Source organism: Rouxiella sp. T17 (assembly GCF_036663475.1).
GTDB lineage: Bacteria > Pseudomonadota > Gammaproteobacteria > Enterobacterales > Enterobacteriaceae > Rouxiella.
In genome coordinates, this window is the sequence record NZ_JAWUEA010000041.1 from 189173 (window position 1) to 214253 (window position 25081).

Here is a 25081-nt window from a genome sequence, read left to right on the forward strand (position 1 = left end):
TTAAGACCTCTTATTTTTAGTTGAACTGCTTAGTGGCTGAGAGTTTGTTGGTAAAGGTTTTTTTGGCAAAGGGTTTGGCAGAGAATTCACCGGGATTGGCGCTGCGGATAAGTGCTGGGCACTCATGGTCTGCACGGGCACGCTATTATTGTGTTCTTCGAGGCGAATAAGCCGATTATTCACAAAGCCGAAAAGGGTATAGCCAAATATAGTTGCGACCCCACCAAGCATTAGCGCCTGCTCGCCCGAACTGTACAGCGCCAAATAACTATAGGCTGCCGCAACCCAGGCAATAATATTGCTGATTAAAGCTTTAGTGGGCGGAACATGGGAGATCTTCTGTATCGTCATCAAAGCGGCCATCGACAGAATATAAGGCACCAAATTGGTGACGACGGCGAGATTGACCAAGGTATCGAACTGTTTACTGAGGTCTGGACTTATCGTTAACAGGCCAATAAGCGTTTGTCCGGCCAAAAGAACCAGCATGCCGACAATAGGCGTGCCTGACTTGTTGGTTTTGGCAAAAATAGGAACGAAATAGCCTGTGTCGGCGGAGCTTTTAAAGACTTGGGCGATAGTAAATTGCCAGCCTAATAGCGAGCCGACGCAGGCAATAATCATTAATGCCATAACACCATCGCCGACCAGTGGGGAAAACATCTTGGCGAAAACCAGACCAAAAGGCGCGGTTGAGGCGGCGAGCTCGGGATTAGCAACGATTCCGGCGATCACATTGGTTGAAACAATATAAATTACCGCCGCACCCAACGTGCCTCCGAGCACGGCGATAGGCACGTTTTTTTCTGGATTTTCAACAGCATCGGTATTGGCGCAGGCCGATTCTAACCCTAGAAATGCCCACAGCGTGATTGCGACCGACGCACCAGCGGCTTCCATCCATCCTTTGTTATGAGGATTCCACCCGGCGGCGTAAATGCTGCTGTCGAACCAAAACCAGCCAAGCGTCGAGACGATAACCACGGGCGCAATAACGCCCCAGACGGTTACGGCACCGATTTTTCCCGTGATACTTGCCCCGCCAAAATTGGCGAAGGTGGTTATCCATAATAGGGCAATCGTTGCCAAGCCTATTTGCAGCGAACTCAGGTGAATGTGAAACAGCTCTTCAATATAACCCACGGCGGTGATGCTGATAGCAACGTTGGCAATGAGCAATGAGATGCCATAGGTGTAATTGGTAATATAATTCCCACCCTTACCGAACGTATATTCGGCATAACCACCCATTCCGCCCGTTTTACGGCTGAGCATGCCGCAGCGGGCAAAAGCATACGCCAGCGCTAATGAACCGGTAGCGGTAATAAGCCACGATAAAATCGAAATTGCTCCAACCTCGGCAAGTTTTGTCGGCAATAAAACGATGCCCGACCCTAACATATTTACCGCTGTTAACATGGTCAGTTGCACCACAGTCATCTTTTTTGCAGTTGGCATAAGCTAAGTCCGAAAAAAATAATGAGGGTAAGAAAGATATAGCTTTATTCTTAATTTCCACAAGAGAAAAGTAATCTAATAAAACGAGATTTTATTATTTAATTAATCTCGCGCAAGATTAGTTTTCGTGCGAGATAAATTACGTTGCTCATTAAGTTTCGTTAACGCGCTGTAATAGTGAGGAATAGTTGAGTCAGTTAGGAGGCTATGGATTTAAAGATCGGCTAAGGTTATTTAAAGTTTTATTTTTGGATTTTTTATATTTTTACTTTCTAGCGCTGGCTAATAAATCCATATTGCGATGGAAGTTAAGATCTAAGTAATTAACTAATTTTATCTATCTGAATTTAAAGGATAATAAATCCATGAAACTTTCTGCTGGTGGATTTTTTGCCTAGTGAATGTGTTACCTAGAGAGTGTGGGGTTTTCACTGTGAAGATTATTGCTAGCGAAATCAATGGGTGAGAAGGGTAGGGAATTGTCGATACTAAAAATCCTAGCCTCATTAATTCATCAGTAAGGATTAATTGGCTGTTTTTCAATTTTTAAAACGAATTCATCACGTACGCTGCGTGCTGTTGAAATTTTTTATTTGATTCAATAATCCGTGAAACGTTAACAAAGCGTTAGAATTTATCGAGCGAGTGACATTCTGCTTTAAGGTTCAAAAAATATATAAATTAAATGCTGCTGGGTTGGAGCGCTTTTTTCTCTATCATCCTGCAAACGTGGATGGGCTTGATGATTCTTCCTGAATTACGGCCGCATCCGGAGATTTGGTTACGTGATCCACCCTTCAGCAGTTATTGCGAAAAACAGCATTATCGAGGCCGGTGTTAAAATCGGTGCCAATGTACAGATTGGTCCATTTTGTGTTATCGAAGGAAACGTCGAGATTGGCGAGGGCACAATTATTGTCTCTCACTCGGTAGTTAACGGCCACACGCGCATCGGACGCGACAATTACATCGACAGTTTCTGCTCGCTTGGCGAAGTTAATCAGGATCTCAAATACGCGGGCGAAGCGACACGACTTGAGATTGGGCAGGGCAATCGAATCGGCAAATACGCCACATTCCATCGTGGAACGGTTCAAGGCACGGGCGTGACGCGGATTGGCGATAACAATCGGTTTCTCGAAAACGTCCACATTGGCCATGACTGCGTGATTGGCAATTCCGTGCGAATCGACCATTGCGGCATAATTGCCGGGCACGTTGAGGTCGACGACGAGGTCAGACTCGGCGCGCAGGCGGCAATTCATCAGTTTTGTATTATCGGCCGAGGCGCCGACATTTTGCCGCAATCCTGCGTGGTGCAAGATATTCCGCCATTTTTTGCCGTGCAGGGTAATCGCTGCAAACCGGTGGGCATTAATGAACAGGCACTGTCAGGTTATGCCGACGAACAGGTGTTGCGCTCAATGATTCGGATGCTTTATCAGCGAATGTATCACTGCGGCGAGGCGCTGGAGGTGGTGAGGGAGGAGATTGCTCAACTGCAAAAAGAGTATCCGCTCTTTGAGTGTTTCGAACATTTTTTCGCACGATCGGTGCGCGGTGTGATTCGTTGATGCCGCCGCGCAAGCTCGGGAAATAGCCAGGCGGCGGCAAAGTTAGCGCTAAGCTTCGAGAGCCAGCAGGGCAAAAGTCGCCAGCCAGTGTTCGCCCGCATAGTCGCTGTCGAGATGGTCAAGCGCGCTGTGCAGATGTTTTTCCGCCGCCAGACGTAACAGTTTCACGCGTGCGTCATCGGCTGGCAGCGCGGCCGCGAGCGATCGTTGACACCAGGCGCGGCTTAAATTCAGGCCGTCAAGATGGCCGATTTTACCGTCCGTTCTGTCGGTTACAGTTGCGGGAGTAAACAGCGTTTCAGGTTTGCCTTCGGCCAGATAAGGAAGAAAACGCCCAAACCACTCGACAAACTCCGCCGACGGCAACACGCGGCGCATCAATTCCGCCTCCATTAATGAAGGCGACAGAAACTCGTCACCGCCCGGTTCCCACGCCTGACAGTGTGCATCATCCCAATGCCAGCGCCGCGCCGTCTCTTCAATTAAAGAAGCTAGTGGGGAATTTTTCGCGCTGCGGGCGTAATCCAGCGTAAGCGCCAAAGCAAACGACGTATTGAAATGGGTGCCGACCCGCAGTGGATAAGTCGCTTTCGGCAAAAACTCACCGAAACTGTCGACAAAGAATTTCGTCATCGGCGACAGCGTTTGCGCCCACTTTTTAGCCTGTGGCAAGTGCATGTTTTCTAGCTGTTGAGCTAGCGCCAAAAACCATGCCCAGCCATACGGACGTTCAAATCCGCCGTGCTGCTTTTGCTGTAAATAGTGCATCTCGCCGGCCACATTTTCGGCGGTAAAATGCTGGTCGACGACGGAAATAATCGCTTCAGCTTCAGGCAGTTGTGGGAATTTATCGAGCAGGCGCAGCAGCAGCCAATAGCCGTGGACGCAAGAGTGCCAATCATAGCTGCCGTAGAAAATCGGGTGCAGCGCACGCGGACTCTGCACGTCTTCTGGACCGGCCAGCGCGTGGGTCAATTTGTTCGGATACTCACGGGTCAAATGATTCAGCGCCAGTGAGGCAAAGCGTGACGCCATTTCTGGCGTCAATGATTGTTGTGCTAAAGATTGCTGTGACAGCGATGTGCTTGGCGAGGTCGACATATTTTCTCCAAAAGTGGCCGTTTATTAGAAACGGAACACAAAGAAATAAAGAAACGCGGTATTGACCAGCAACAGCAGAATGCCGGTCATCGCCTGCGCCTTGATAACGCCGTACTTGTCGTGCAACTCAAGCAACGCGGCGGGCACAATGTTGAAATTGGCGGCCATCGGCGTCATCAAGGTGCCACAGAAACCCGAAAGCATGCCGATTGCGCCCATTATTGCCGGATTTCCACCCAGCTGATGCACGATAAGCGGTAAACCAATACCGGCGGTCATGACGGGGAAAGCGGCAAAACCGTTACCCATAATCATAGTGAACAGCGCCATGCCAAAGGTGTAAGCAATCACTATTGCCAGCGGCGAACCCATCGGGATCACCTCTTTTACCAGATCGGCGACCACGGTTCCTACGCCTGAGAGGGCAAACAGTCCACCGAGTGCCGCCAGCATTTGGGGCAAAATCGCCGCCCAGCCGACGGTATCCATAGTGTGGCCACCCGCTTTAATGGCTTTTAACGGCGAGTCGCGCAGCATCAACAGCGCGACCACGAAAGCCACCAGCGTGCCGAGCACCAGTGAAATCAGCGTGACGTTTTTAGTTTCCACAAACGGGGTATATTTCAGCGTCAGCGTGCCGATGAGGGTCACCAGTGGAATAAGTAGCGCCGGAATAAACAGCTTGTTGCCAAAACGTTTAGCGTTGGCTTCGCGTTTCGCCCTGATTGCTGGCTGATTAACGTCGTGTTTACCTTTGCCCAGCTGGCCCGTTCCGGCAATTACTGCCAATAGAATCGCCATACAGCCCGTAACAAAATGCGGCAGTTGAGTCCCAATCAGGAAGGTCAGGGCGTAAATTCCCCAAAACAGCGAATTAACATAACGTTTTGGATTAGTTTTATCGCCAAGATTAAAAATGGCGAACGCGGCAAACAGAATGCCGGCAAGGATATAAACGGTATTTAAGGTAATCATTTCGCCACCTTCACAACGTGCGCGTCAAAACGTTTGGCAAGCGAACGGTCAAGCAACCACAGCCGAATAAAGTGAATAATCAGCGCCGCAATAGCGGTCGGTATGGCCCACACGGAGAGATGTAAAGGCTCGACGAAGACGCCGTTCTGGTCGAGGAAACCTTTGATTAACAAGATAGACTGTACGGCGATGAAAATATCTTCGCCGAAAAATACCGCCACGTTATCGACAGCGGCCGCGTTGGCGCGGATTTTGTGACGCACGTCGATCGGCAAGTCACCATATTTAGTCACTGCGGCGGCTTCGGCCATTGGCGCAATCAGCGGACGCACCATCTGCGCGTGGCCACCCAGCGAGGTCAGACCCAGCGCGGCGGTCATCTGGCGAATAAAGAAGTACAGCATCAACACGCGGCCGGTAGTGGCGGCGTGAATTTTCGAAATCAAATGCTGCGCCTGTTCACGCAGCCCGCTACGTTCCAAAATCGCGATGACAGGCAGCGTCAGCCAAATCAAGCCCATGTAACGGTTATCGGTAAAGGCTTTACCGAAAGCACTGACGATTTCTACCGTTTGCATGCCGCCAGCAAGACCGGTTGAGATCCCGGCGATAGTAACGACTAGTAGCGGATTGAAACGCAGTGCAAAGCCAAGCACCACGATCGGAATACCAATGAGCACCCACATATTATTACCCCTGTCATTCAATTAAATTAAATTCGATCACAAAGAATTGCTTTTAACCCACTGATACGTAGGTATATATTTTTTATTAATCGGTTTAGTACGAAAAGCATAAGAAATGCCAGATTCGGAAAGTAACAAGCGATGGCATGTTAAGCAAGAGCAAATGAAAGAGAATGTTTCGGAAAGGATAAAAAGGTGAGCAGGCGAAAAGGCAAACGATCAGCCTACCGATTAGCAGGCTGAAGAGGCAAAAAAATTAGGGTTGCGGCAGATTATTCGTCTTCATCGTCGCCATAATATTTGACGCCAAGTTTAATCAACGGACGGCCCTGCGCCTTGCGATGCAGGTTGCTGTCGCGAAGGGAATAGACGCAACCGCAATATTCCTGCTGGTAAAAATGCTCGCGTTTGCTTATCTCGACCATCCGCGCGGCGCCGCCTTTTTTACGCCAGTTGTAATCCCAATACACCATGCCCGGATAAGGCGCAGCGGCACGCAGACCACAGCCATTAATCTGCTGCATGTCTTTCCAGCGGGAGATACCCAGCGAGCTCGAAATGGCGGTGTAACCATTTTCGAATGCGTAAAGTGCGGTGCGTTCGAATCGCATATCGAAACACATCGTGCAGCGAATGCCGCGTTCAGGCTCTTTTTCCATGCCGCGTGCTCTTTCGAACCAATTATCGGTGTCGTAATCAGCATCGATAAAAGCGATGTTATGCTGCTCGGCAAAACGGATGTTTTCCTCTTTCCGTAACAGATACTCTTTTTGCGGGTGAATGTTCGGATTATAGAAAAATATCGCATACTCGATGCCTGAGGCCTGGATAGCTTCCATCACTTCCCCAGAGCACGGCGCGCAGCACGAGTGCAGTAACAGTTTATTGTGCCCGGCGGGAAGGGCCAACTTTTCACGGATTACGTTTTCGTGGATAAGCTTTTCGCGGACTTCTGCTCCTTGGGCTTCAGTATCGTGCGCCTCAATTCCGTGTGCTTCAGTTTCGCGGGTTTTTGCTTCGTAGAAGAGATCGTTCATTGTTTGGCCTATCGGTTTACATTGCTCTATTTATGATAGGGAACCAAACTCTCCTGTCAAAAAAAGTGCATTGCCTCATCTCCGCTATGCCGTTGATACTTCGGTGCTATGATGGAAGAAAGCCGATGCCTTACAAGCCGAACAAGATAAGACTCGTTTTGAAAAGACAGCGATCGCCACGTGGTTAGTAAAAGGAAGGATGCAGCAATGCAAATAATGAGACCGCATCAAATTCGTTGGTTCAGCCTGCTGATTGTCATCGGCGGACTTATTCTGGTACTGCCGCTTCACCTGCTCGGATGCTTTATTTCCGGCTTTGTGGTTTACGAGCTGGTTAACGGTCTGACGCCTTACTTCCAGAAAGTGATTCGCGGTGATCGCGCGCGTTGGCTGGTGGTGGCGCTGATCAGCACTATTGTGGTGGGCGGGCTGATTTTGGCCATCATGGGCATTGTCTCATTCCTGCTGCATGACATGCGCAATCCGGCGGCCTTCAATAATAAGGTAAGCCAGCTTTTAAGTGACGCGCAAAGCCGGCTTTCTCCCGTGATGCTGCATTATCTGCCCGAAAACTTTGAGGAGCTGCAGCGCGAGTTCATTCAGTGGATGCGCGAAAACGTGGTGATGATCCAGACCGCCGGTAAAAACGCGGCGCATACATTCTTGACCATGCTGATAGGGATGATTCTCGGGGCCATTATTTCGCTGCAAAAACAGCAGGGCGATGACCAGCACGCGCCGCTAAAAAATGATTTATTGCAAAGAATGCGCCTGTTGAGCCAGTCGTTCCGCAACGTGGTGTTTGCCCAATTCCAGATCTCGCTGATAAATACCGTGTTAACCAGCATCTTCTTATTTGGCGTGTTGCCGCTGTTTGGCATTCATTTGCCCTTATCGAAAACGCTGGTGGTTTTCACTTTCGTTTGCGGATTACTGCCGGTGGTCGGCAACCTCATTTCGAACACGGTTATCTGTATCGTCGGTCTGTCGCTTTCGTTATGGGTCGGCGCGATAGTTCTGGGTTATCTGATTATCATTCACAAGGTCGAATACTTCCTTAATGCGCGCATTGTTGGCACCAGTATCAATGCCAAGTCATGGGAAGTCTTGCTGGCGATGCTGGTTTTCGAATCTGCCTTCGGCCTGCCGGGCGTGGTGGCTGCACCTATCTACTATGCGTATCTCAAAAGCGAGCTTAAAGCCGCGCGACTGATTTGATTTTACCCGCCCGAATGAGACCCTCGCGCGAGAAATCGCCGTCTTAATCCTCCTCAGGTTACGCGTTGCCGTTGCGCAGCGCTTAACCAAAGTTCCAGAAAAAAACAGAATTAGGCAAGGACTAGGGAGGATCGTTATAACGATATTCCTCCTTTTGCCTGCATAATCTCTCGCGGTGGCAGTCTTATGACTGCTGCCCCGAATTCTTTCGTTAACCCTCAGGAGAAAACAGATGACACTTAACGTCCGAGGTTTTGCCGCACAGTCTGCAGAGACCGAGCTGGCACCCCATAATTTTGTTCGCCGCGACCCACGTGACACCGATGTTGTTATCGACATCAAATATTGCGGCGTTTGTCACTCAGACATTCACCAGGCGCGTAACGAATGGCATCAGAGCGTTTATCCGCTGGTTCCAGGCCACGAAATCATCGGTTACGTCACGCACGTAGGCGCTAAAGTTACCCAATTTAAAGTGGGCGACGCGGTTGGCGTGGGTTGCATGGTCGATTCCTGTCAGGAATGTTCGACCTGTAAAGCCGACCTCGAGCAGTATTGCGAAGCTGGCCCGACCATGACTTATAACAGTCTGGATCGTCACGACGGCATGATGACCTACGGCGGTTATTCCGAGCAGATCGTGGTTGCCGAGAAGTTTGTACTGCGCGTACCTGAAGCGCTGGACTTCAAGGCGGCGGCACCGCTGCTGTGCGCCGGTATCACTACTTATTCGCCACTGAAACATTGGGGCGTTAAACCGGGTGATAAGGTTGCTATCGTCGGTTTGGGCGGTCTTGGCCACATGGGTCTGAAATTTGCTCACGCAATGGGCGCAGACGTGACGTTGTTCACCCGTTCTGCCGGTAAAGAGCAGGAAGCTCGTCGTCTGGGCGCGAACCACGTCGTATTGTCTACCGATGAAAAACAGATGGCCGATGTTAAAAACCATTTCGACTTCATTCTCGACACCGTGCCGCATCAGCACGATTTGAACCCGTACCTGGACACGCTGAAAGTGAATGGCGTACACATTCTGGTCGGTTTGATTGAGCCGGTAGAACCTGCGGTTCACGCGGGTAAACTGATTGGCGGCCGTAAAAGCCTGGTCGGTTCACTGATTGGCGGTATCGCCGAGACTCAGGAAATGCTGGATTTCTGCGCTGAAAACAACATCGGTTGCGACGTCGAGATGATCAATATGGATCAGATCAACGAAGCCTACACCCGTATGTTGAATAGCGACGTGAAATACCGTTTCGTGATCGACATGGATTCATTGAAAAACGCTTAACCTTTAGTTTCGACTCAAGTTTACCGTTTACAGCGCCCGTCCACCTCAATGGACGGGCGCTTTGCGTTTAAATTTCACCTTTCCCCGCGTTGTTGGCTTCTCGCCATCTTGTCGCGGTGGTATTCTTCCTCTTTCGCCGAGCGAAGGAAAATCAGTGGCCAAGAATTTTGATGAACTAATCAGAGATATAGACCTGATTATCGAACATGTTGATAACCTGAAGAACCTGCCACCGCGTGAGAAGCAGAGCCCCGAGAAGCCACCGGCCGAAAAGCTGGCCTATGACTCCTTCTCTGAGATTTTCGCGCTCAAGGCCGTTATGCGGGCTTTTATCTCTTCCGTTGATACCATCGTAAAGGTACAGATTGCGCATAAGGTTGAGCAGGACATTGGTCATCTCGAAAATCGCGTGCGTTCCATCGGCGGTGACAGCGCGAAAGCCGAAGACTTAGCCCAAATTAGTGCCTATGTCAGACATGCCGTCTCCGAAATGATGGAGTAGGTGGGGGAAGGGACAAGGCAAATCACTGACGCTGAATGTTTTTTTATCGCCAAAACGCGAAAAAAATCGTTCAGCGTTTTTTTATTTCTCTTTTTACCCGCTTCGTTTAATAACAATTTTAGTAAAATCAGTGGCCTAATTGGCGATAAATCAAGCTAATCGCGCGATTGCTGAACATAATAGGGTGTTTGCAGCAAGTAAGCGTTAAAAAGAGTTGCTATTGAAGGGCAGTCATGAGTAAATAGCTCTCGGCCTGTGGTACAGACCTATTTATGCACGACATCCTGAGTAAAGTTGTTCCAATTTAATGAGTTATCTTTGATAACACTGATCTGACGAATTTCCTTCTTAGTGCCTCCATAAGTAACGACTGAAATCCGGCTATAACATGCCCATGGTGGCAAAATTTATATTTAAAAGGTAATTCGCATGTCTAATATGATGAAAGGTCAAGTTAAGTGGTTCAACGAGTCTAAAGGCTTTGGCTTCATCACTCCTGCAGACGGCAGCAAAGATGTATTCGTACATTTCTCTGCAATCCAGGATCAAGGTTTCAAGACCCTGGCTGAAGGCCAGAACGTATCTTTCTCTATCGAGAACGGTGCTAAAGGTCCGTCAGCGGCTAACGTTACCGCTATCTAATCTCACTTATCCGCTGTTTTGCAGCGTTTAAAGTAGATTACAAAAACCCGCTAAGGCGGGTTTTTTATTGCCTAAAATTCTTGGTATCTACTCAGGCTTCATGTAGATACACGGCTTTTTCTCATAAATTCCACGTTTCAACATACTCCACGTTCCAATGTTGCGCCGCGTCATCTCTTTTCCCAGCCAAACTAGAATACACTAAACAAAGACACCCTAAGCTCGGCTACGCGCCAGCACATCTCATTCTGGAGTACTCTGATGCAAGTTAACGATCTGGTAACGGTAAAGACTGACGGCGGTCCGCGTCGGGAGGGCACCGTGTTGGCAGTAGAGACGTTTTATGAAGGCGTGATGTACTTAGTGGCTTTGGAAGACTATCCGGCGGGCATTTGGTTTTTCAATGAAACGCAAAGTAAGGATGGAACCTTTGTCGTGCCGCGAGAGACTCTCTAACGGCACGTGAAGTAAACTGATAACTTAGCGTGCTAAACGGTTTTAAACGTCTGGTGATAGCTCCCAGCTCCACGATGACACCATTGGAGTTGGGAGCTTGTTGAGTTTTAGCTAACAAAGATACCCTCAGTCAGCGAATCGCTAAGTCGTACTACGTGGTAGATGATGTGTTTATTTTGCGTTTTGATTTTGCGCTTGATGCTGCCCTTGTAAGACGACACCGTTTTCACCTTGATCCTCAGTTTGTCTGATATCTGGATGGTTCCTTCTCCCGACATCCACATCTTGAGCATATTGGATTCGCTGCGACTCAAAACTACTGGTGTATTATCCAAGATATTACCTCCCATGCCGGCCAGGTTGTACTTGCAAATGTGATTGCTTAATAACTGGTTGAGTGAAGATGTTTTTATTGATTTTGAAGTAATAATCACGTTTTCACGCACGTGCACATACTCGTCAAAATGATTTCTGGTACTGGACATAAATATAATAAATAACGTCTTAGGATGTTCGATTATTAAGTCGCGAAGCTCCGAACTCTTGTTTGCTTGTGAAGACAAGCAGGCTTCATTGATAAAAACAATTCTCGGTAATTGCATTTGGCAATGTTGTTCAAGGTCTTCAATATCGCTGGCATAAATTATGTCTCGGTTATTTACCCCATTCAAAGAAAGGGAGTGAATTAAACCCAGGCGTGTAAAACGACACAAATCAAGAATTATCATTTGCATAATTGTGGTCCTTAGTGGACATCCGTGTGTGCTTATTTGTTTATTAGGTTAGAGGGCTGTGACAATCAAGAGGTGGTTAATCGTTAGCCACCCTTGCGGATCCTTTTTGCAATAAATTAAGGTAAATTACAAAGCTAATTTTTATGGGTAAACCCGTTTACAATTATCTTATCAATTTCCCTAATGGACGCTTAAAACTAACATTAGGTAGACTCGTGTATCCGAAGACCATGATCCCCAGCATTTGCAGGGACATAGCGAAAAAAATAAATTGTTTGAGACAATAATGAGAAGGGTGAATTATTAGTTTTGTAGCTAAACATCAAGTTGGTTATTAAAAATTATTCACGGATTAAAAAAGCTCTGTAACTCGCAGTAACGGGATGTTACCTACGGTTTTACAAGCAAAAATTAGGATTTTGCCGATTAGAAGTGACTCCAATGTTGTCCGGCTTATCAAAGAATTCTTCAAGATAGTTTAAGAACATCAATTTATTTGACCTATCCCACGCAGATTGGTCTTAAAATTTAATCAAGATGTCATGGAAAGGGAGGAGCATTTACCGCCATTAATTAGCTTAAAGCAGCGGTTTGCCCTAACTGAGGAGAAAATTGGGGTAAAGCATGACTCTTTGGCAAACGCTTTGCTGGCTGAATGCTTTCAATTTTTTGATACTCGTATTATGAATTTTACGTTAGCCTTGTGGTCGTAAAATTTAACACCGACTGCATCTATGCAACTGCATCTATGCTTATGTCACAGGCAACCTCGTCATCGAGCGTATTGCGGTCGGATTCATACACTTGCTGAGCCAAAGGAAACCTTTCCGGCATGGAACGTAGAGCATTTATTAAAGCTTCAATGGCATTTGCTGCTTACTGTGGTGTGCCAGCGATGGCATCCCTGTTCACCGGTTCAGCCGAGGCGGCACAGGGAGGCGTAGCTGACGGCGGCGCAACCTCGTTTGATTTCGGTACTTTGCAGAAGATGGCCGCCTCTCTCGCGAAACAGCCTTACGGCGGCGCACCTGAGCCACTGCCAGACACGCTGGCGAACCTCACGCCGCAGGCTTACAACAGCATTCAATACGATCACGCCCACTCTTTATGGCATGACATCCCAAATCGCCAGCTCGACGTAGAACTCTTTCACGTCGGCATGGGTTTCAAACGTCGCGTGAAAATGTTTGCTCTCGATGGAGACAAGCATCAGGCGCGCGAAATACATTTCCGTCCGGAACTGTTTAATTATCATGATGCTGGCGTTGATACCAAGCAGCTAGAGGGTAAATCCAACCTCGGATTTGCCGGCTTTAAAGTGAATAAAGCCCCTGAGCTCACCCAGCGCGACGTCGTTTCATTCCTCGGCGCCAGCTATTTCCGCGCGGTTGATGATACCTATCAATACGGCCTTTCTGCACGCGGCGTGGCGGTAGATACCTTTACCGATCAGCCTGAAGAGTTCCCTGATTTTGTCGCTTTCTGGTTCGAAACGCCGAAAGCCGATTCAACCACTTTTGTCGTTTACGCGCTGCTCGACGGCCCAAGCGTGACCGGCGCCTATCGCTTTACCATTCACTGCGAGCCAACGCGCGTGGTAATGGAAATCGACAAACACCTGCACGCGCGCAAAGATGTTAAGCAGCTGGGTATCTCGCCAATGACCAGCATGTACAGCTGCGGCACCAGCGAGCGCGGCCGTTGCGACACGATTCACCCGCAAATTCACGACTCCGATCGTCTGGCAATGTGGCGCGGTAATGGCGAATGGGTATGTCGTCCGTTGAATAATCCGCAAAAATTACAGTTCAACGCCTTTGCCGATGAAAATCCAAAAGGTTTTGGATTGCTGCAACTCGATCATGATTTCGATGATTATCAAGATGTTATCGGTTGGTACAATAAGCGTCCAAGCCTGTGGGTCGAGCCGAAAGGTAACTGGGGTAAGGGTTCAATCAATCTGATGGAAATCCCTACAACGGGTGAAACGCTGGATAACGTAGTTTGTTTCTGGCAGCCGGAGAAGGCTATTAAGGCAGGGGATTCGATAGATTTCAGCTACAAACTTTACTGGAGCAACGAGCCGCCTATTCGCAGTCCGATGGCAAAAGTTCTGGCAACGCGCACCGGCATGGGCGGTTTCCCGGAAGGTTGGGCCCCTGGCGAGCATTATCCGACCGTGTGGCAGCGCCGTTTCGCGGTAGATTTCATTGGCGGCGAATTAAAAGCCTATGCTGATAAAGGCATCGAGCCGGTTATCAACGTATCCTCCGGCAAGATAAGCAACATTGAAATTCTCTACGTGCAACCTTTTGATGGTTATAGAATTTTATTTGACTGGGCACCAACCAGCGACGCCGTTGACCCTGTCGAGTTGCGGATGTTCCTGCGTTCGCATGACCACGCACTGAGTGAAACCTGGCTTTATCAGTATTTTCCACCGGCACCGGATAAGCGTAAATACATCGATGACAGGGAGATGAAATAATCTCTGGGTATTTTTAGATTTGGAATCTAAAGGCAACTTGTTTTAGGGTCAAAAGCTTTTAAGGTCAAAAGCTTTAGGAGCAAAAACTTTTACGTCAAAATCATATAAATCAAGCCTTTAGATGCTAATTCTAAAGGCTTTTTACTTTCAAATTCAAATGCATTCGCTACGCTCAATGGGCGGCGGCCCATACCGCCTCAAGGATGTTCCTAAGCGAACACCCTTAAGAATCCCGCGCTTTTTTTCCACAGCTGTAACTTGAGAACTGAAAAGGTTAGATCTTTCCAGTTGCCTCTGCGTGTGGCGTTGGCCGCGGCGCTTCGCGCTTCCCTCGCTACGTTCACAAGCCAAAAACGTCTTGCTCAACTTCGCTCAGCGCCGCCCTGATCCCGCCAATTACAGCACCTAAAGCAAGGGCGGATACTCTTAGGCGGTCAAGGACCGATCTTTTAACCTAAAAATTATTGTTTGAGGGATCGGCTTTTGACCGCCTAAGAGTTATCGGTTTTTTATTTTTAGCTATTATTGGCGGTATCGGGACGGCGCTGAATGGAGTGATTTGAGACGTGTTTGGCTCAAATTCGTAATGAAGGGACGGCGAAGCCGCGCGACCTACGCCACACGCGGGACTTTCTGCAAAGATGTAACTTTTTCAGCTCTCAAGTTACAGCTGTGGAAAAAAAGCGCGGGATTCTTAAGGGTGTTCGCTTAGGAACATCCTTGAGGCGGTCTGCGCCGCCGCGCAGTAAGCGAAGCGCATGCAGTTGAACTTGAAGTTAGAAGTTTGCTTTAGATTTCAAATCTAATATCCACTGCGACCCTTTGAGCGGGATGGGCCGCAACCTATTGAGCGAAGCGCATGCAGTTGAATTTAAAACCGTAAAGGCTCGGTCAAGCCTCAGCATCGCGCAGTAAGCGGAGCGCATGCAGTTGAAGTTGAAGTTGAATTCAAAAGTGAATTTGAATCTAAAAGCCTTTGAACTTAAAAAAGTTTGCCCAAGATTTCTCCAAATCTCAAAAAACTTTACTTGTTACTAACTTAGACGTCCCATGCTTCAACAGGCTTTCGAACTGTCCTTCGACCTTCTTAAGTTCAGCCAGAAACTGTTCTGGCGAAAAACTATGCGTTTTCCCGCTCATATACGCTAAAGCTAACTCTTTTGAATGATAACGTTGAAAGTTATACATAATATTCTTGATTCCCCATAAATAATAATAAGATAGCTTACAACGTGCAAAAATTGGCAACTGACTATCCGTCATTTAATAGCACTATTCTTATGGATCATCTGGCTCAGGTAAACGCGTTTTTATTTATAGATTTGATAGCTAAAGTCATAGAAGGATTAATGTGCGGCGTGTTTATAGCGAGGAGTTATTTGTGTGATAGGTGAAATTAATGATGAGAATAAAATTTTCTAATAGTTTTCATCATAATTTGTTATGTATTTTCTGTGCAGAATAATAACTTTTACCACTGACATTATCTTTACAAAAGTCCGAAAGAAATATTATTTGAGTTAAAATTATCGTTCCACCTGGTTCAATAAAAGAAGGGTTGGATAAGTCGGAAACGTTATTAAAAGTCTCTATTGAAAGTTATCGATTCATTCCTGAAAAGAAAATATCCATAATTTGTGTAAAACGCCTGAGAAATAGATCGGATTTTTCTCAGGCGCTGGTTTGAAGTTAAAACGGAGTTTTAAATAAAGCGATCCCATAACGAGGAGATAACGGGCGGAAGTTGGGAGATTAAATATAGAATCAGACCGATGCCTGCACCGACCAGCGTGCCGTTGATACGAATGAACTGTAGATCTTTACCTATATTCAACTCTATCTGCCGCGACATATCTTTTTCATCCCAGCCTTTTACCGTATCACTAATATGACGCGTTAAAAACTGTGCAAAATCGGGAGCCAATTTTTCAGCCAGAATCTCCATCTGCTGGTTCATCGACTTGCGCAGGGCAGGGTCTTTACTCAACATGTTACCCAACCACAAACCCGCTTCCGTTACTCGAGCATGTAGCATCGAGTCAGGTCGCTCTAAATCATCCTTAATCCACTGACGAAGATCACCCCACAGCCCGATGATGTATTCATTGAGTTTTGGGTCATTCTTGAGATAGCCCTTAATCTCTTCGGCCTTGGCGGCCATTTTCGGGTCATTTTGCAAACGAAGGATGAACCGGGCGATAACACGATCAAAACTTTGTCGGAAAGCGTGGCCCTGATCGTGACCAATATCATCCAATAATGAGTTAACGGCATTCGAAACCATCTGCGCGCCATTATCGCCTAACCATTCTGTAGGCAGCATTTTCGATTTGATAGGGTGTTCACGTTTTACCCATCGAACGATTTGGTCAGAAATGAAATCGCGGCTCGTAGGCTGTTCAAGCAAAGTCACCAGCTTTTGCATCACTTGGTCCAGCAACGCCTGATGACGGCCATCCTTGGTTAAACTTTCAAGCAGCGTCGCCACGGATTTGGAAAGGTCAACTTTATCAATGGCGGCGTACAGCGCTTCCTTAACCAGTTTCTGAATCCGCGTGTCGTCGGTAATATCTAAAAAATTACGCATAATGCTGACAAGATAGCCGCCAAATTGACTGGCATTTTCTTTGGCTGTCAGCCAGTTACCCATCGCCTGCGCGGGATCATGCTGGCGGATAAGCCGAACCAGCGAACCCGGATCGAGAAATTTTTCCTGCACGAAAATGGCCAGATTGTCGGCAATCTTGTGTTTGTTTTTCGGAATGATGGCCGTATGAGCAGAAACAAAGGGAATAGGCACCTTTTTAAACAACGCCACGACGGCAAACCAGTCAGCCAATGCGCCAACCATCGCCGCCTCGCTGATCGCCTTCAGGCCGTTGACCCAAAAGTTTGGCGAGAGAAAAAGGGTGATGACAAACAGCGCGGCGGCGACCAATAGCAGCAGCAGCGCGTTACGTTTACTTCTTTTGAGATCATTTTCTTTGTTCATTACATGAGTTTAGGACGAGGAGGGCAGGATTGTCAGTTTTTTGACGACAAAAGCCCGTCGATAAAGTGAGAATTAGACTTGATATCATTCAAGTGCTCATTAAACTGCGTCCAGTTCAAATTAAAAGAGAATTAACCTCCATGGAGCTTTTGCGCGTCGTTTTTAAACAATATCGCTGGCAATTTATCGGTGTCATTGCTCTGAGCTTGGCGAGCGCGGCCCTAGGTATCGGCTTAATCGCCTTTATCAATGTAAAGCTTATCGAAACTACCCATGCCTCCATGGCGGTATTGCCGCAGTTTCTGGGCTTTTTACTGCTGCTAATGGTCGTTACTCTCGGTTCACAGTTAGCATTGACGACCTTGGGGCACCATTTCGTTTATCAGCTGCGCGGAGCGTTTATCAAACGCATTATGGACACCGATATAGAAAGGATTGAGCAAATCGGCAACGCGCAGCTTCTCGCCAGCCTGAGCAGTGATATTCGCAATATCACGTTGGCGTTTGTCCGTCTGCCGGAGCTGTTGCAGGGCATTATCTTGTCGGTCGGATGCGCGGCTTATCTTGGCTGGCTGTCGCCAAAAATGTTGTTGGTGACCGTGCTGTGGCTGATTGTCACTATCGTAGTGAGTTTCAAATTAGTGGGCCGAGTGTATCGACATCTCAATCACGTACGCGAAGCCGAAGACAAGTTACAGAAAGATTATGAAAAGGTGATTGAAGGACGTAAAGAGTTGGCGCTGAATCGCCAGCGCGCTCAGCAGATTTATCAGGATGAATATCAGGCCGATGCGGCACACTACAGAACGCATGTTATTGGCGCCGATACTTTCCATCTCAGCGCGGTTAACTGGTCTAATATCATGATGTTAGGCGCTATCGGCATGGTGTTCTATATGGCGAATTCATTGGGCTGGTCGAATAATGCCGTCGCGGCCACCTTCTCGCTGACACTGCTTTTTCTGCGTACGCCCCTGCTTCAGGCCGTCGGCGCGCTGCCTACGCTGCTGAGTGCTCAGGTCGCATTCAGAAAGCTGAAACTTTTGCGCCTTGCCGAATACCAGCCTGATTTCGCGCCCGTTAAGCCGCACGCTCATTGGCAGCAGCTTGAACTGCGTGACCTATATTTTGACTACGAAGGGCAGGGATTTGGCATCGGACCTATCAATCTCACCTTGGAACGTGGCGAAACGGTGTTTCTGATTGGCGGGAATGGCAGTGGAAAATCGACGCTCGCCATGTTACTCACTGGACTCTATGTCCCGAAGTCAGGGCAAATTTTACTCGACGGGGTGCCCATTGATGCGCAAAACGTCGCGGATTATCGTCAGTTATTCTCTGCGGTGTTTACCGATTTCCATTTATTCGGAAAAATTATCGGCAAAGATGGCCAAACGCCCGATCCCGCTGTCGTGACTGACTGGTTACAGCAGCTCAAAATGGCCGAGAAACTGACAATAAACGAAAATCTCATCGAAAACCTTCAGCTGTCGAAAGGCCAGCAAAAGCGGGTAGCATTATTACTGGCCGCTGCCGAAGGGCGTGATTTCTTGCTGCTGGACGAATGGGCCGCCGATCAGGACCCGCAATTCCGCCGTACTTTTTATCGCGACTTGCTGCCGCGTTTGGCGGCGATGGGCAAAACCGTGCTGGCTATTAGTCACGACGACCATTACTTCCAGCACGCCGACCGCCTGCTCGAAATGCGTCAGGGCCAACTGCGTGAACTGACGGGTGACGATCGTCAGGTCGCCTCGCGCGATGCTGTCGCCGCTATTCATTAATAGCTAATCATTAATAGCTAATCATTAATGTCTATTCATTAATGGCTAATCATTAATGGCGAAAAACAGGCGGCAATCTTTTTGTCCGTCTGTTTAACCAACCTTTTCGATTTTTAAGAGTTCCCTGACATGGCGTCGCGCGCCTTAACAGTTTAAGATTTATAAAACCACGAAACCTCTCTCCGAAAATTTTACGCGTTTTCGAAACATGAAACTTTGGGTAATCCATTCTATGCAGAAGCTTTTTCGGGCACCGTTTTACGTCGCTCTGTTATTGGCGTTGTTGTTTTCCCCTCTGCTTGCCAGCGCCGCGCCTGATGATGAGGCGGCTCAGGATCAGACCGCTGAAACGGTCAAGCCCGTCGATGCACCGGCTACGCTTTCTGCTTTGCAGAAACGTTTGGATAATATCAAGCAGCAGGTTTCGACCTCAAAAAATAACAATACCCTCGATGATCTCAACGATGCGGCGCAAAAGCTGACCAGCGATGCCGATGCGCTCGCCGTCGCCTTGCAGCCGCTGCGTCAGCAGGTTCAGGCAAGTTTGGACGTTTTGGGTCCCGCGCCTGCCGCCGGTGCTTTGCCTGAAACGCCGCAGGTGATTAAACAGCGCAAAGATTTAAACACCAGCAAAACCACGCTGGATAACCAGATTGCGCAGGCTGGAACGATTAAAACCAGCGCCGCCAATCTGTCCGCGCAAATTGTGGGTCTGCGCCGTGAAGCATTGAAAACGCAAATCGCCCTTAATACCGGCAGTATTCTCGGCAAAAACTTCTGGTCGCCGCTCATTCATCCTAGCGATGACGACGCCGAGTTATTCACCGATTATCGCGCGCAGCTTACCGAAGCCTGGCATATGGCGTGGCAACCGTCTTATCGCATTGGCACGGCGCTGTTGCTGATTGCTTCGCTGTTACTTGGTTTCTTTGGCGGCAGAGTGCTCGACACGCCGCTGGCCTGGCTGACCCCGCGCTGGCTGCCTGTCGGACGTCTGCGTCGCAGCTTCTTTGCGTTCGCGACCACCATGATTAGCGTATTGACGCTCGGCGGCTGTGCCGAACTGTTTTCGCTTGCTTTCACTCGCATGCCAGACATTAGCGATTGGGTGCAGGAAACAGGCGACCTGATTATCAAGTTGTCAATCTTCTCTGCCCTGATTGTCGGATTAGGTCGCGCGTTACTGTCAACGCTTCACCCAAGCTGGCGTTTGCCGGCTATTGCCGATTCCGTAGCGAAAACCCTCGTTAGCTTCCCGCGAATGCTGTCGATTTTCATTTTGATTTTCGGTTTGATAGAAGGGATCAATAATCTTGTCGGCACTAGCGTGCCTGTTACGCTATTCGGTAACGGTATGTCTGCGCTGTTGGTCGCGATAAGCGCAAGCATCGCGCCAATCCGCGTCAATCGTCTGCGCCGTAAAATCATGGCGAGTGGCGAACAGCCTGAAGCGCGTTCGACACTGGCCGGGCTGTTGCACCTCGGCGTTAGCGTGATGGCATTTGCGATTTTCGTGACGTTATTGATTGGCTACATTCCGCTGGCGCGCTTCCTGACCTATGAACTGTTGTGGGTCGGCATCGTTATTGCCTGTCTTTATATCCTGATTCATCTTGCTGTCGACCTGTGCGAAAGCCTGTTTTCGCCGAATACTGCCAGCGGCAAGTTGCTTAAGCACTCATTAAGCGTTGGCGATCGCCATCTGTCATTGGCCGCCACGCTGTTTGCCGCGCTGGCTAAAACCGTACTGCTGGTGTTTGCCGTAACGTTGCTGCTTGGCGGTAACTTTGGCACCACCACGCCGCTGGAGCTGTTCAGCAAGGTGCTGGATTTGTGGGGTGGCAAGGGTCTGGAGCACATGAATATTGTGCCTGCCCATGCTGTTAACGCCATTATCTTCATGATTGTTGGCTGGTACGTTTTGCGTTCCGCCAAGCGCTGGCTGGATATTGATTTTCTTCCGAAAACCAATATGGACCCCGGAATGCGCGCCTCGCTGGTGACGCTATTTGCCAATGTCGGTTTGGTGCTGGTCGTCCTGGTTACGCTTTCGGTGTTGGGTATCGAATGGAACCGTCTTGCCTGGATTGTGAGTGCGTTATCGGTCGGTATCGGTTTTGGTTTACAGGAAATCGTTAAGAACTTTATCTCTGGTGTGATCCTGTTGACTGAACGTCCGGTAAAAGTCGGCGATTTGGTGAGTATTGGTGGAGTGGAAGGGGACATTCGCCGCATTAACGTTCGCGCGACAGAGTTGCAGTTAGGCGATCGTTCGACGGTTATCGTCCCTAACTCGCAGTTTATCTCGCAGAATGTGCGTAACGCCACGATGGGGAACGCCCAGGGCGTGGCGACTATTGCTCTGACATTCCCGCTGGATATAGACCCCGAGGAAGTACGCAACATTCTGCTCGAGGCCTATGAAGCACATGAATCCGTGATGGATACCCCGCCTCCGTCGGTGACTTTCAGCCAGTTAGGGCCAGATGGGATTGTGCTCAGCGTGACCGGATACGTTAATAGCCCGCGAGTGGTATCGAAAACCAAGAGTGATTTGTTGTACGACATCCTGAAGAAGCTGCGAGATGCAGGGGTATCTTTGAGTCGTACTCAAACAATGACGCTTATTAATCCACCGGAAAAGGTGTGAGGTTTTTTTAGATTTGGGAAATCTAAAGGCAAATTTTAAGTTCAAGTTTAAGTTCAAGTTCAAGTTCAAGTTCAAATTGAAATTCATGCGCTCCGCTTACTGCGCGGCGGCGCAGACCGCCACAAGGGTCGCAGTCGCTCGCCCCTTGTGAATCCCAAGCTTTTTTTCCACAGCTGCAACGTGATAACTGGAAAGGGAGATCTTTCCAGTTATCACAGCGTGTGGCGTAGGTCGCGCGGCTTCGCCGTCCCTTCATTATGGATTTGAGCCAAATACGTCTCAAATCACTCCACTCTGCGCCGCCCCGATACCGCCAATTACAGCTCAAAAAGAAAAACCGGATACTTTTAAGAGGTCAAGGTCCGATCCCTCAATCAATTACAGTCTAAAAGAAAAACCGGATACCTTTAAGCGGTCAAGGTCCGATCTCTTAACCACAATTAATCTGTTAAAAGGATCCGCTCTTGACCGCCTAAGAGTTTCCGCCCTTGCTTTAAGGCTGTGATTGGCGGGATCAGGGCGGCGCTGAGCGAAGATGAACAAGACGTTTTTGGCTTGTGAACGCAGCGAAGGAAGCGCGAAGCGCCGCGACCAACGCCACATACGGAGGCTTCTGGAAAGATCTCCCTTTCTAGTCCTCATGTTGCAACTATGGAAGAAAAACGCGGGAGTGCAGAGGGTGCTCGTTAAAGCACCTTCTGCCTGGTCTGGGCCAGCGCCCAGTAAGCGGAGCGCATGCAGTTGAAGTTGCACTTGAAATTGAAATTGAAATTGAATTTGAAGTTAAAAGTTTGCCTTTAGATTTTCAAATCGAAAACCAAAGCTTTTGACTTCAGCTCGTGCGCAGCACAAAAAGGGGGCTTATTAAAGCCAACCGGATTTCTTGAGCTTTATGTAAAGCGCCACACACGCCACAACTGTAATCCCAAGCGTCAGCGGATAACCCCAGCTGTCGTTCAACTCCGGCATGTCTTTGAAATTCATCCCGTAAAGGCTGAAAATTACCGTCGGGATAGCCAGTATCGCGCCCCAGCCTGCAAGCCGTTGTACCACCTCGTTCTGATGCACCGACACCAGCGCCAGATTAACGTGCATGGCGTTTGCCAGCATCTCGCGCGTGTCGTCAGTGGTTGTCACAACCTGATTTGCATGATCATGCACATCTCGCAGATAAGCACGCAGCGCGTCGGGGATGATCGCCTCATGATGCTGCATCAACTGATTGCAAATATCACCCATCGGCAACGCGGCGTTATGCAACGATAACAGCTCGCGGCGAAGACGATAAACCTGATGAACAGCGCTTTGGTTAAACTCCGATTTAAACATCTGCTGTTCAATATGCTGAAAACGCTCGGTATATTTATGCAAAATCGCCAGATAATTATCGACAATCATGTCGAGGATGGCATACAGCGCGTAGCCGGAACCCATCGCCAGTAAATCTGGACACTCTTCGGCCTTTTTACGCACGTCGGCATAGCTGGCCGAGGCGCCGTGGCGTACGGTAATTAAAAAGTTCTTACCGACAAACAGATGCGTCTCACCATACTTAATGACATCGCCTTTCAGCTCGGCAGTTTTCACGACGATAAACAACGATTCACCGTATTGCTCGATCTTAGGTCGCTGATGTGCCGTTAACGCATCTTCAATCGCCAAATCGTGTAGCCCGAACTCCTGCTGAATACGGCGCATGTAATCGTTATCGGGCTGAACCAGTCCAAGCCAGATGAAAGTATCCGGCTCTTTTATCACTTCGCTGATATCGTCGAGCGTGACTTTTTTAACCGTTTTGCCCTTGCGATAGGCAACGCTACAAATTTCAGAATCTGAAAGAGGATTTTTTTGTTCGGTGATGTCGTTCATTAGGTAACCAGAATGAGAGTCATGCCTGAGAAAAGTGAACAGGCCGAAGAGAGTCTTCGGCCTGGCTAATAAGTTTTACTGATCGTTAACGGTGGCTGCCGGCCCGAAGACAGAATAGTGCGGCAGATTAATATTTTGATACGGCTCCCAACCGCCGCCGAGCGATTTATACAGCATCACTAAATCGGTGCTGGTCTGCACCTTGGCTTCGGCACTTTGCTGACGCGCCTGAGCCAGCTGACGTTGGGTGTCCAGCACGGTAATAAAGGAGGTGAGACCTTTACGGTAACCATCGCTGGCGAGATCAAAACTGGTTTGCAGCGCGTTGGCGGAATCTTCCAACCCGTTTACCCGGTCCTGATCGGTGCGATAATTGACCAGCGCATTGTCCACATCTTGCAGCGCGGTCAGCACCGTTTGACGATAATTCAGCGCCGCGCTGGCCTGCTGCGCGCGGGCCAGTCTTACGCTGGAAACCAGTCGTCCGCCCTGGAAAATAGGCAGCGAAACCTGTGGGCCGAAGGAGTAGAAATGGCTGCTCCAGTCGGTCAGATAACCTGAATCAGAGTTGCGCATGCCGAACTGGCCGGTGAGCGAAATGCTCGGGAACAGCTGGGCAACAGAAACGCCAATGTTGGCCGTTTCGGCGTGCAAATCGGCTTCGGCCTTGCGCACATCAGGGCGACGGCGGGCCAGCTCAGACGGAATACCCACCGCGACCACGGCTGGAATCGCAGGCATCGGTTTTGGCTGCATCAATTCGGCGTCGAGCGAACCCGGAATTTTGCCTAACAAAACGGCCAAACCGTTCATCGCCTGACGCTGCTGTGCCTGATACTGCGGCAGCTGGGCGCGCAGTGAACCAAGCTGGGCACGTGAATTCTCGACGTCGGTTTGCGGCGCGAGACCATGCTGGGCCTGACTCTGCGTCAGCTCCAGCGTTTGCTGCGCAACGTCGATTTGCGTTTGAATGGAAGCGAGTACGGTTTGCGCGCCACGCAGTTGCAAATAGCTGCGCGCAACCTCGGCTTGCAGCGAGACAAGGGCATCGTTTCGACTTTCGATCGAAGATTGATTCTGCGCCCGTGCGGCTTCAACCGAACGACGCGTACCGCCGAACAGGTCCAGCTCCCAACTCGCATCGAAACTGCCCTGATAAATATTAACCGGATCGGTCGCCGTATCAATCGCGCTGGCCGCTTCCGGACTCACATCCTCAAGACGACTTTGAATGCCATTGGACTCCAGCTCGCCGCGCAGCCCAAGCTGGGTGCGGGTCGCCTTGGCGCTGGCATTGACCGACGGCAGCCACGCGCCTTTGGCCTGAGTAATCTGCTCGCGGGCACCGGCAATACGCAGCACCGCCTGCTGTAGCGACAGGTTACCCGCAATTGCGCGATCGATAAGGCTATCGAGTTGAGGGTCCTTAAACGATTTCCACCACTGCGGACTCGGCTGCGAGGCGAGGGCTATCGAATCGGACGGATTGTTTTTGGGTTGATTGATGTTGTTAAACGCACTCGGCGTTTTGGCGCGCGGGGCCTGATAGTCAGGACCCACGGTACAGCCAGCCAATGCCAGCGCCAGCGCGGAAACAGTTAAACGTGATACTAAGGCCGACATA

General features: G+C 49.1%; 18 protein-coding genes. 9 read left to right on the plus strand and 9 right to left on the minus strand.

The features are described from left to right. On the minus strand, positions 1-1458 hold the full coding sequence (gene potE, locus SC206_RS20160; protein WP_332740154.1) for a putrescine-ornithine antiporter: 1458 nt from the start codon (positions 1456-1458) through the stop codon (positions 1-3). Positions 1459-2243: 785 nt separating this feature from the next. Here potE and lpxA point away from each other — a divergent pair. Continuing rightward, positions 2244-3032: an acyl-ACP--UDP-N-acetylglucosamine O-acyltransferase gene (lpxA, locus tag SC206_RS20165; protein WP_332740156.1), complete on the plus strand. Its 789-nt coding sequence runs from the start codon at positions 2244-2246 to the stop codon at positions 3030-3032. Positions 3033-3080: 48 nt separating this feature from the next. Here lpxA and SC206_RS20170 read toward each other — a convergent pair whose 3' ends face one another. The 4 genes from SC206_RS20170 to SC206_RS20185 all read right to left on the minus strand — a co-directional run bounded on the left by SC206_RS20170 (position 3081) and on the right by SC206_RS20185 (position 6831). Continuing rightward, a complete protein-coding gene (locus SC206_RS20170; protein WP_442976144.1) occupies positions 3081-4133 on the minus strand; it encodes a DUF2891 domain-containing protein in 1053 nt (350 codons plus the stop codon). A 24-nt stretch (positions 4134-4157) separates the two neighbouring features. Then, positions 4158-5108, minus strand: a complete 951-nt coding sequence (locus SC206_RS20175; protein ID WP_332740158.1) for a DUF979 domain-containing protein — start codon at positions 5106-5108, stop codon at positions 4158-4160. Continuing rightward, complete coding sequence (locus SC206_RS20180; RefSeq protein ID WP_332740160.1) at positions 5105-5794, minus strand: DUF969 domain-containing protein; 690 nt, start codon at positions 5792-5794, stop codon at positions 5105-5107. The genes SC206_RS20175 and SC206_RS20180 overlap by 4 nt, the downstream gene beginning before the upstream one ends. A gap of 272 nt (positions 5795-6066) precedes the next feature. After that, complete coding sequence (locus tag SC206_RS20185) at positions 6067-6831, minus strand: epoxyqueuosine reductase QueH (RefSeq protein ID WP_332740162.1); 765 nt, start codon at positions 6829-6831, stop codon at positions 6067-6069. A 207-nt stretch (positions 6832-7038) separates the two neighbouring features. On the opposite strand from SC206_RS20185, the gene SC206_RS20190 reads away from it, so the two are divergent. The 5 genes from SC206_RS20190 to dsrB all read left to right on the plus strand — a co-directional run bounded on the left by SC206_RS20190 (position 7039) and on the right by dsrB (position 10940). Further along, positions 7039-8049 carry an AI-2E family transporter gene (locus SC206_RS20190; protein WP_332740164.1) on the plus strand — a complete coding sequence of 337 codons (1011 nt, stop codon included), beginning with the start codon at positions 7039-7041 and terminating at the stop codon, positions 8047-8049. 232 nt (positions 8050-8281) lie between these two features. Continuing rightward, positions 8282-9340, plus strand: coding sequence for an NAD(P)-dependent alcohol dehydrogenase (locus SC206_RS20195; RefSeq protein WP_332740166.1), 1059 nt, complete (start codon positions 8282-8284; stop codon positions 9338-9340). A gap of 154 nt (positions 9341-9494) precedes the next feature. Beyond that, complete coding sequence (locus tag SC206_RS20200; protein ID WP_332740167.1) at positions 9495-9842, plus strand: hypothetical protein; 348 nt, start codon at positions 9495-9497, stop codon at positions 9840-9842. A 429-nt stretch (positions 9843-10271) separates the two neighbouring features. After that, entirely contained in the window at positions 10272-10484 is a 213-nt protein-coding gene (gene cspE, locus SC206_RS20205) for a transcription antiterminator/RNA stability regulator CspE (protein ID WP_045046760.1), read from the plus strand. Between the two features lie 261 nt (positions 10485-10745). Then, the gene (gene dsrB, locus SC206_RS20210; protein ID WP_332740169.1) at positions 10746-10940 is read left to right on the plus strand and encodes a protein DsrB; all 195 of its coding nucleotides are present in this window, start codon (positions 10746-10748) and stop codon (positions 10938-10940) included. Positions 10941-11047: 107 nt separating this feature from the next. Here dsrB and rcsA read toward each other — a convergent pair whose 3' ends face one another. Beyond that, positions 11048-11674 (minus strand): transcriptional regulator RcsA, encoded by a 627-nt coding sequence (gene rcsA / locus SC206_RS20215; RefSeq protein WP_332740171.1) that lies wholly within the window; start codon positions 11672-11674, stop codon positions 11048-11050. A gap of 832 nt (positions 11675-12506) precedes the next feature. On the opposite strand from rcsA, the gene SC206_RS20220 reads away from it, so the two are divergent. Beyond that, positions 12507-14162 carry a glucan biosynthesis protein D gene (locus tag SC206_RS20220; RefSeq protein ID WP_332740174.1) on the plus strand — a complete coding sequence of 552 codons (1656 nt, stop codon included), beginning with the start codon at positions 12507-12509 and terminating at the stop codon, positions 14160-14162. A 1702-nt stretch (positions 14163-15864) separates the two neighbouring features. On the opposite strand, the gene SC206_RS20225 is transcribed toward SC206_RS20220, so the two are convergent. After that, positions 15865-17154, minus strand: a complete 1290-nt coding sequence (locus tag SC206_RS20225) for a DUF445 domain-containing protein (RefSeq protein WP_332740176.1) — start codon at positions 17152-17154, stop codon at positions 15865-15867. 140 nt (positions 17155-17294) lie between these two features. Between SC206_RS20225 and SC206_RS20230 the strand changes: the two genes are divergently transcribed. After that, on the plus strand, positions 17295-18938 hold the full coding sequence (locus tag SC206_RS20230; protein ID WP_332740178.1) for a multidrug ABC transporter permease/ATP-binding protein: 1644 nt from the start codon (positions 17295-17297) through the stop codon (positions 18936-18938). 232 nt (positions 18939-19170) lie between these two features. After that, positions 19171-21588 carry a DUF3772 domain-containing protein gene (locus SC206_RS20235; RefSeq protein ID WP_332740181.1) on the plus strand — a complete coding sequence of 806 codons (2418 nt, stop codon included), beginning with the start codon at positions 19171-19173 and terminating at the stop codon, positions 21586-21588. A gap of 864 nt (positions 21589-22452) precedes the next feature. On the opposite strand, the gene corA is transcribed toward SC206_RS20235, so the two are convergent. Together corA and SC206_RS20245 are read right to left on the minus strand one after the other, a co-directional pair. Beyond that, positions 22453-23457, minus strand: coding sequence for a magnesium/cobalt transporter CorA (corA, locus tag SC206_RS20240; RefSeq protein ID WP_332740183.1), 1005 nt, complete (start codon positions 23455-23457; stop codon positions 22453-22455). 75 nt (positions 23458-23532) lie between these two features. Then, positions 23533-25080, minus strand: a complete 1548-nt coding sequence (locus tag SC206_RS20245; RefSeq protein WP_332740185.1) for an efflux transporter outer membrane subunit — start codon at positions 25078-25080, stop codon at positions 23533-23535. Position 25081 lies beyond the last annotated feature (1 nt).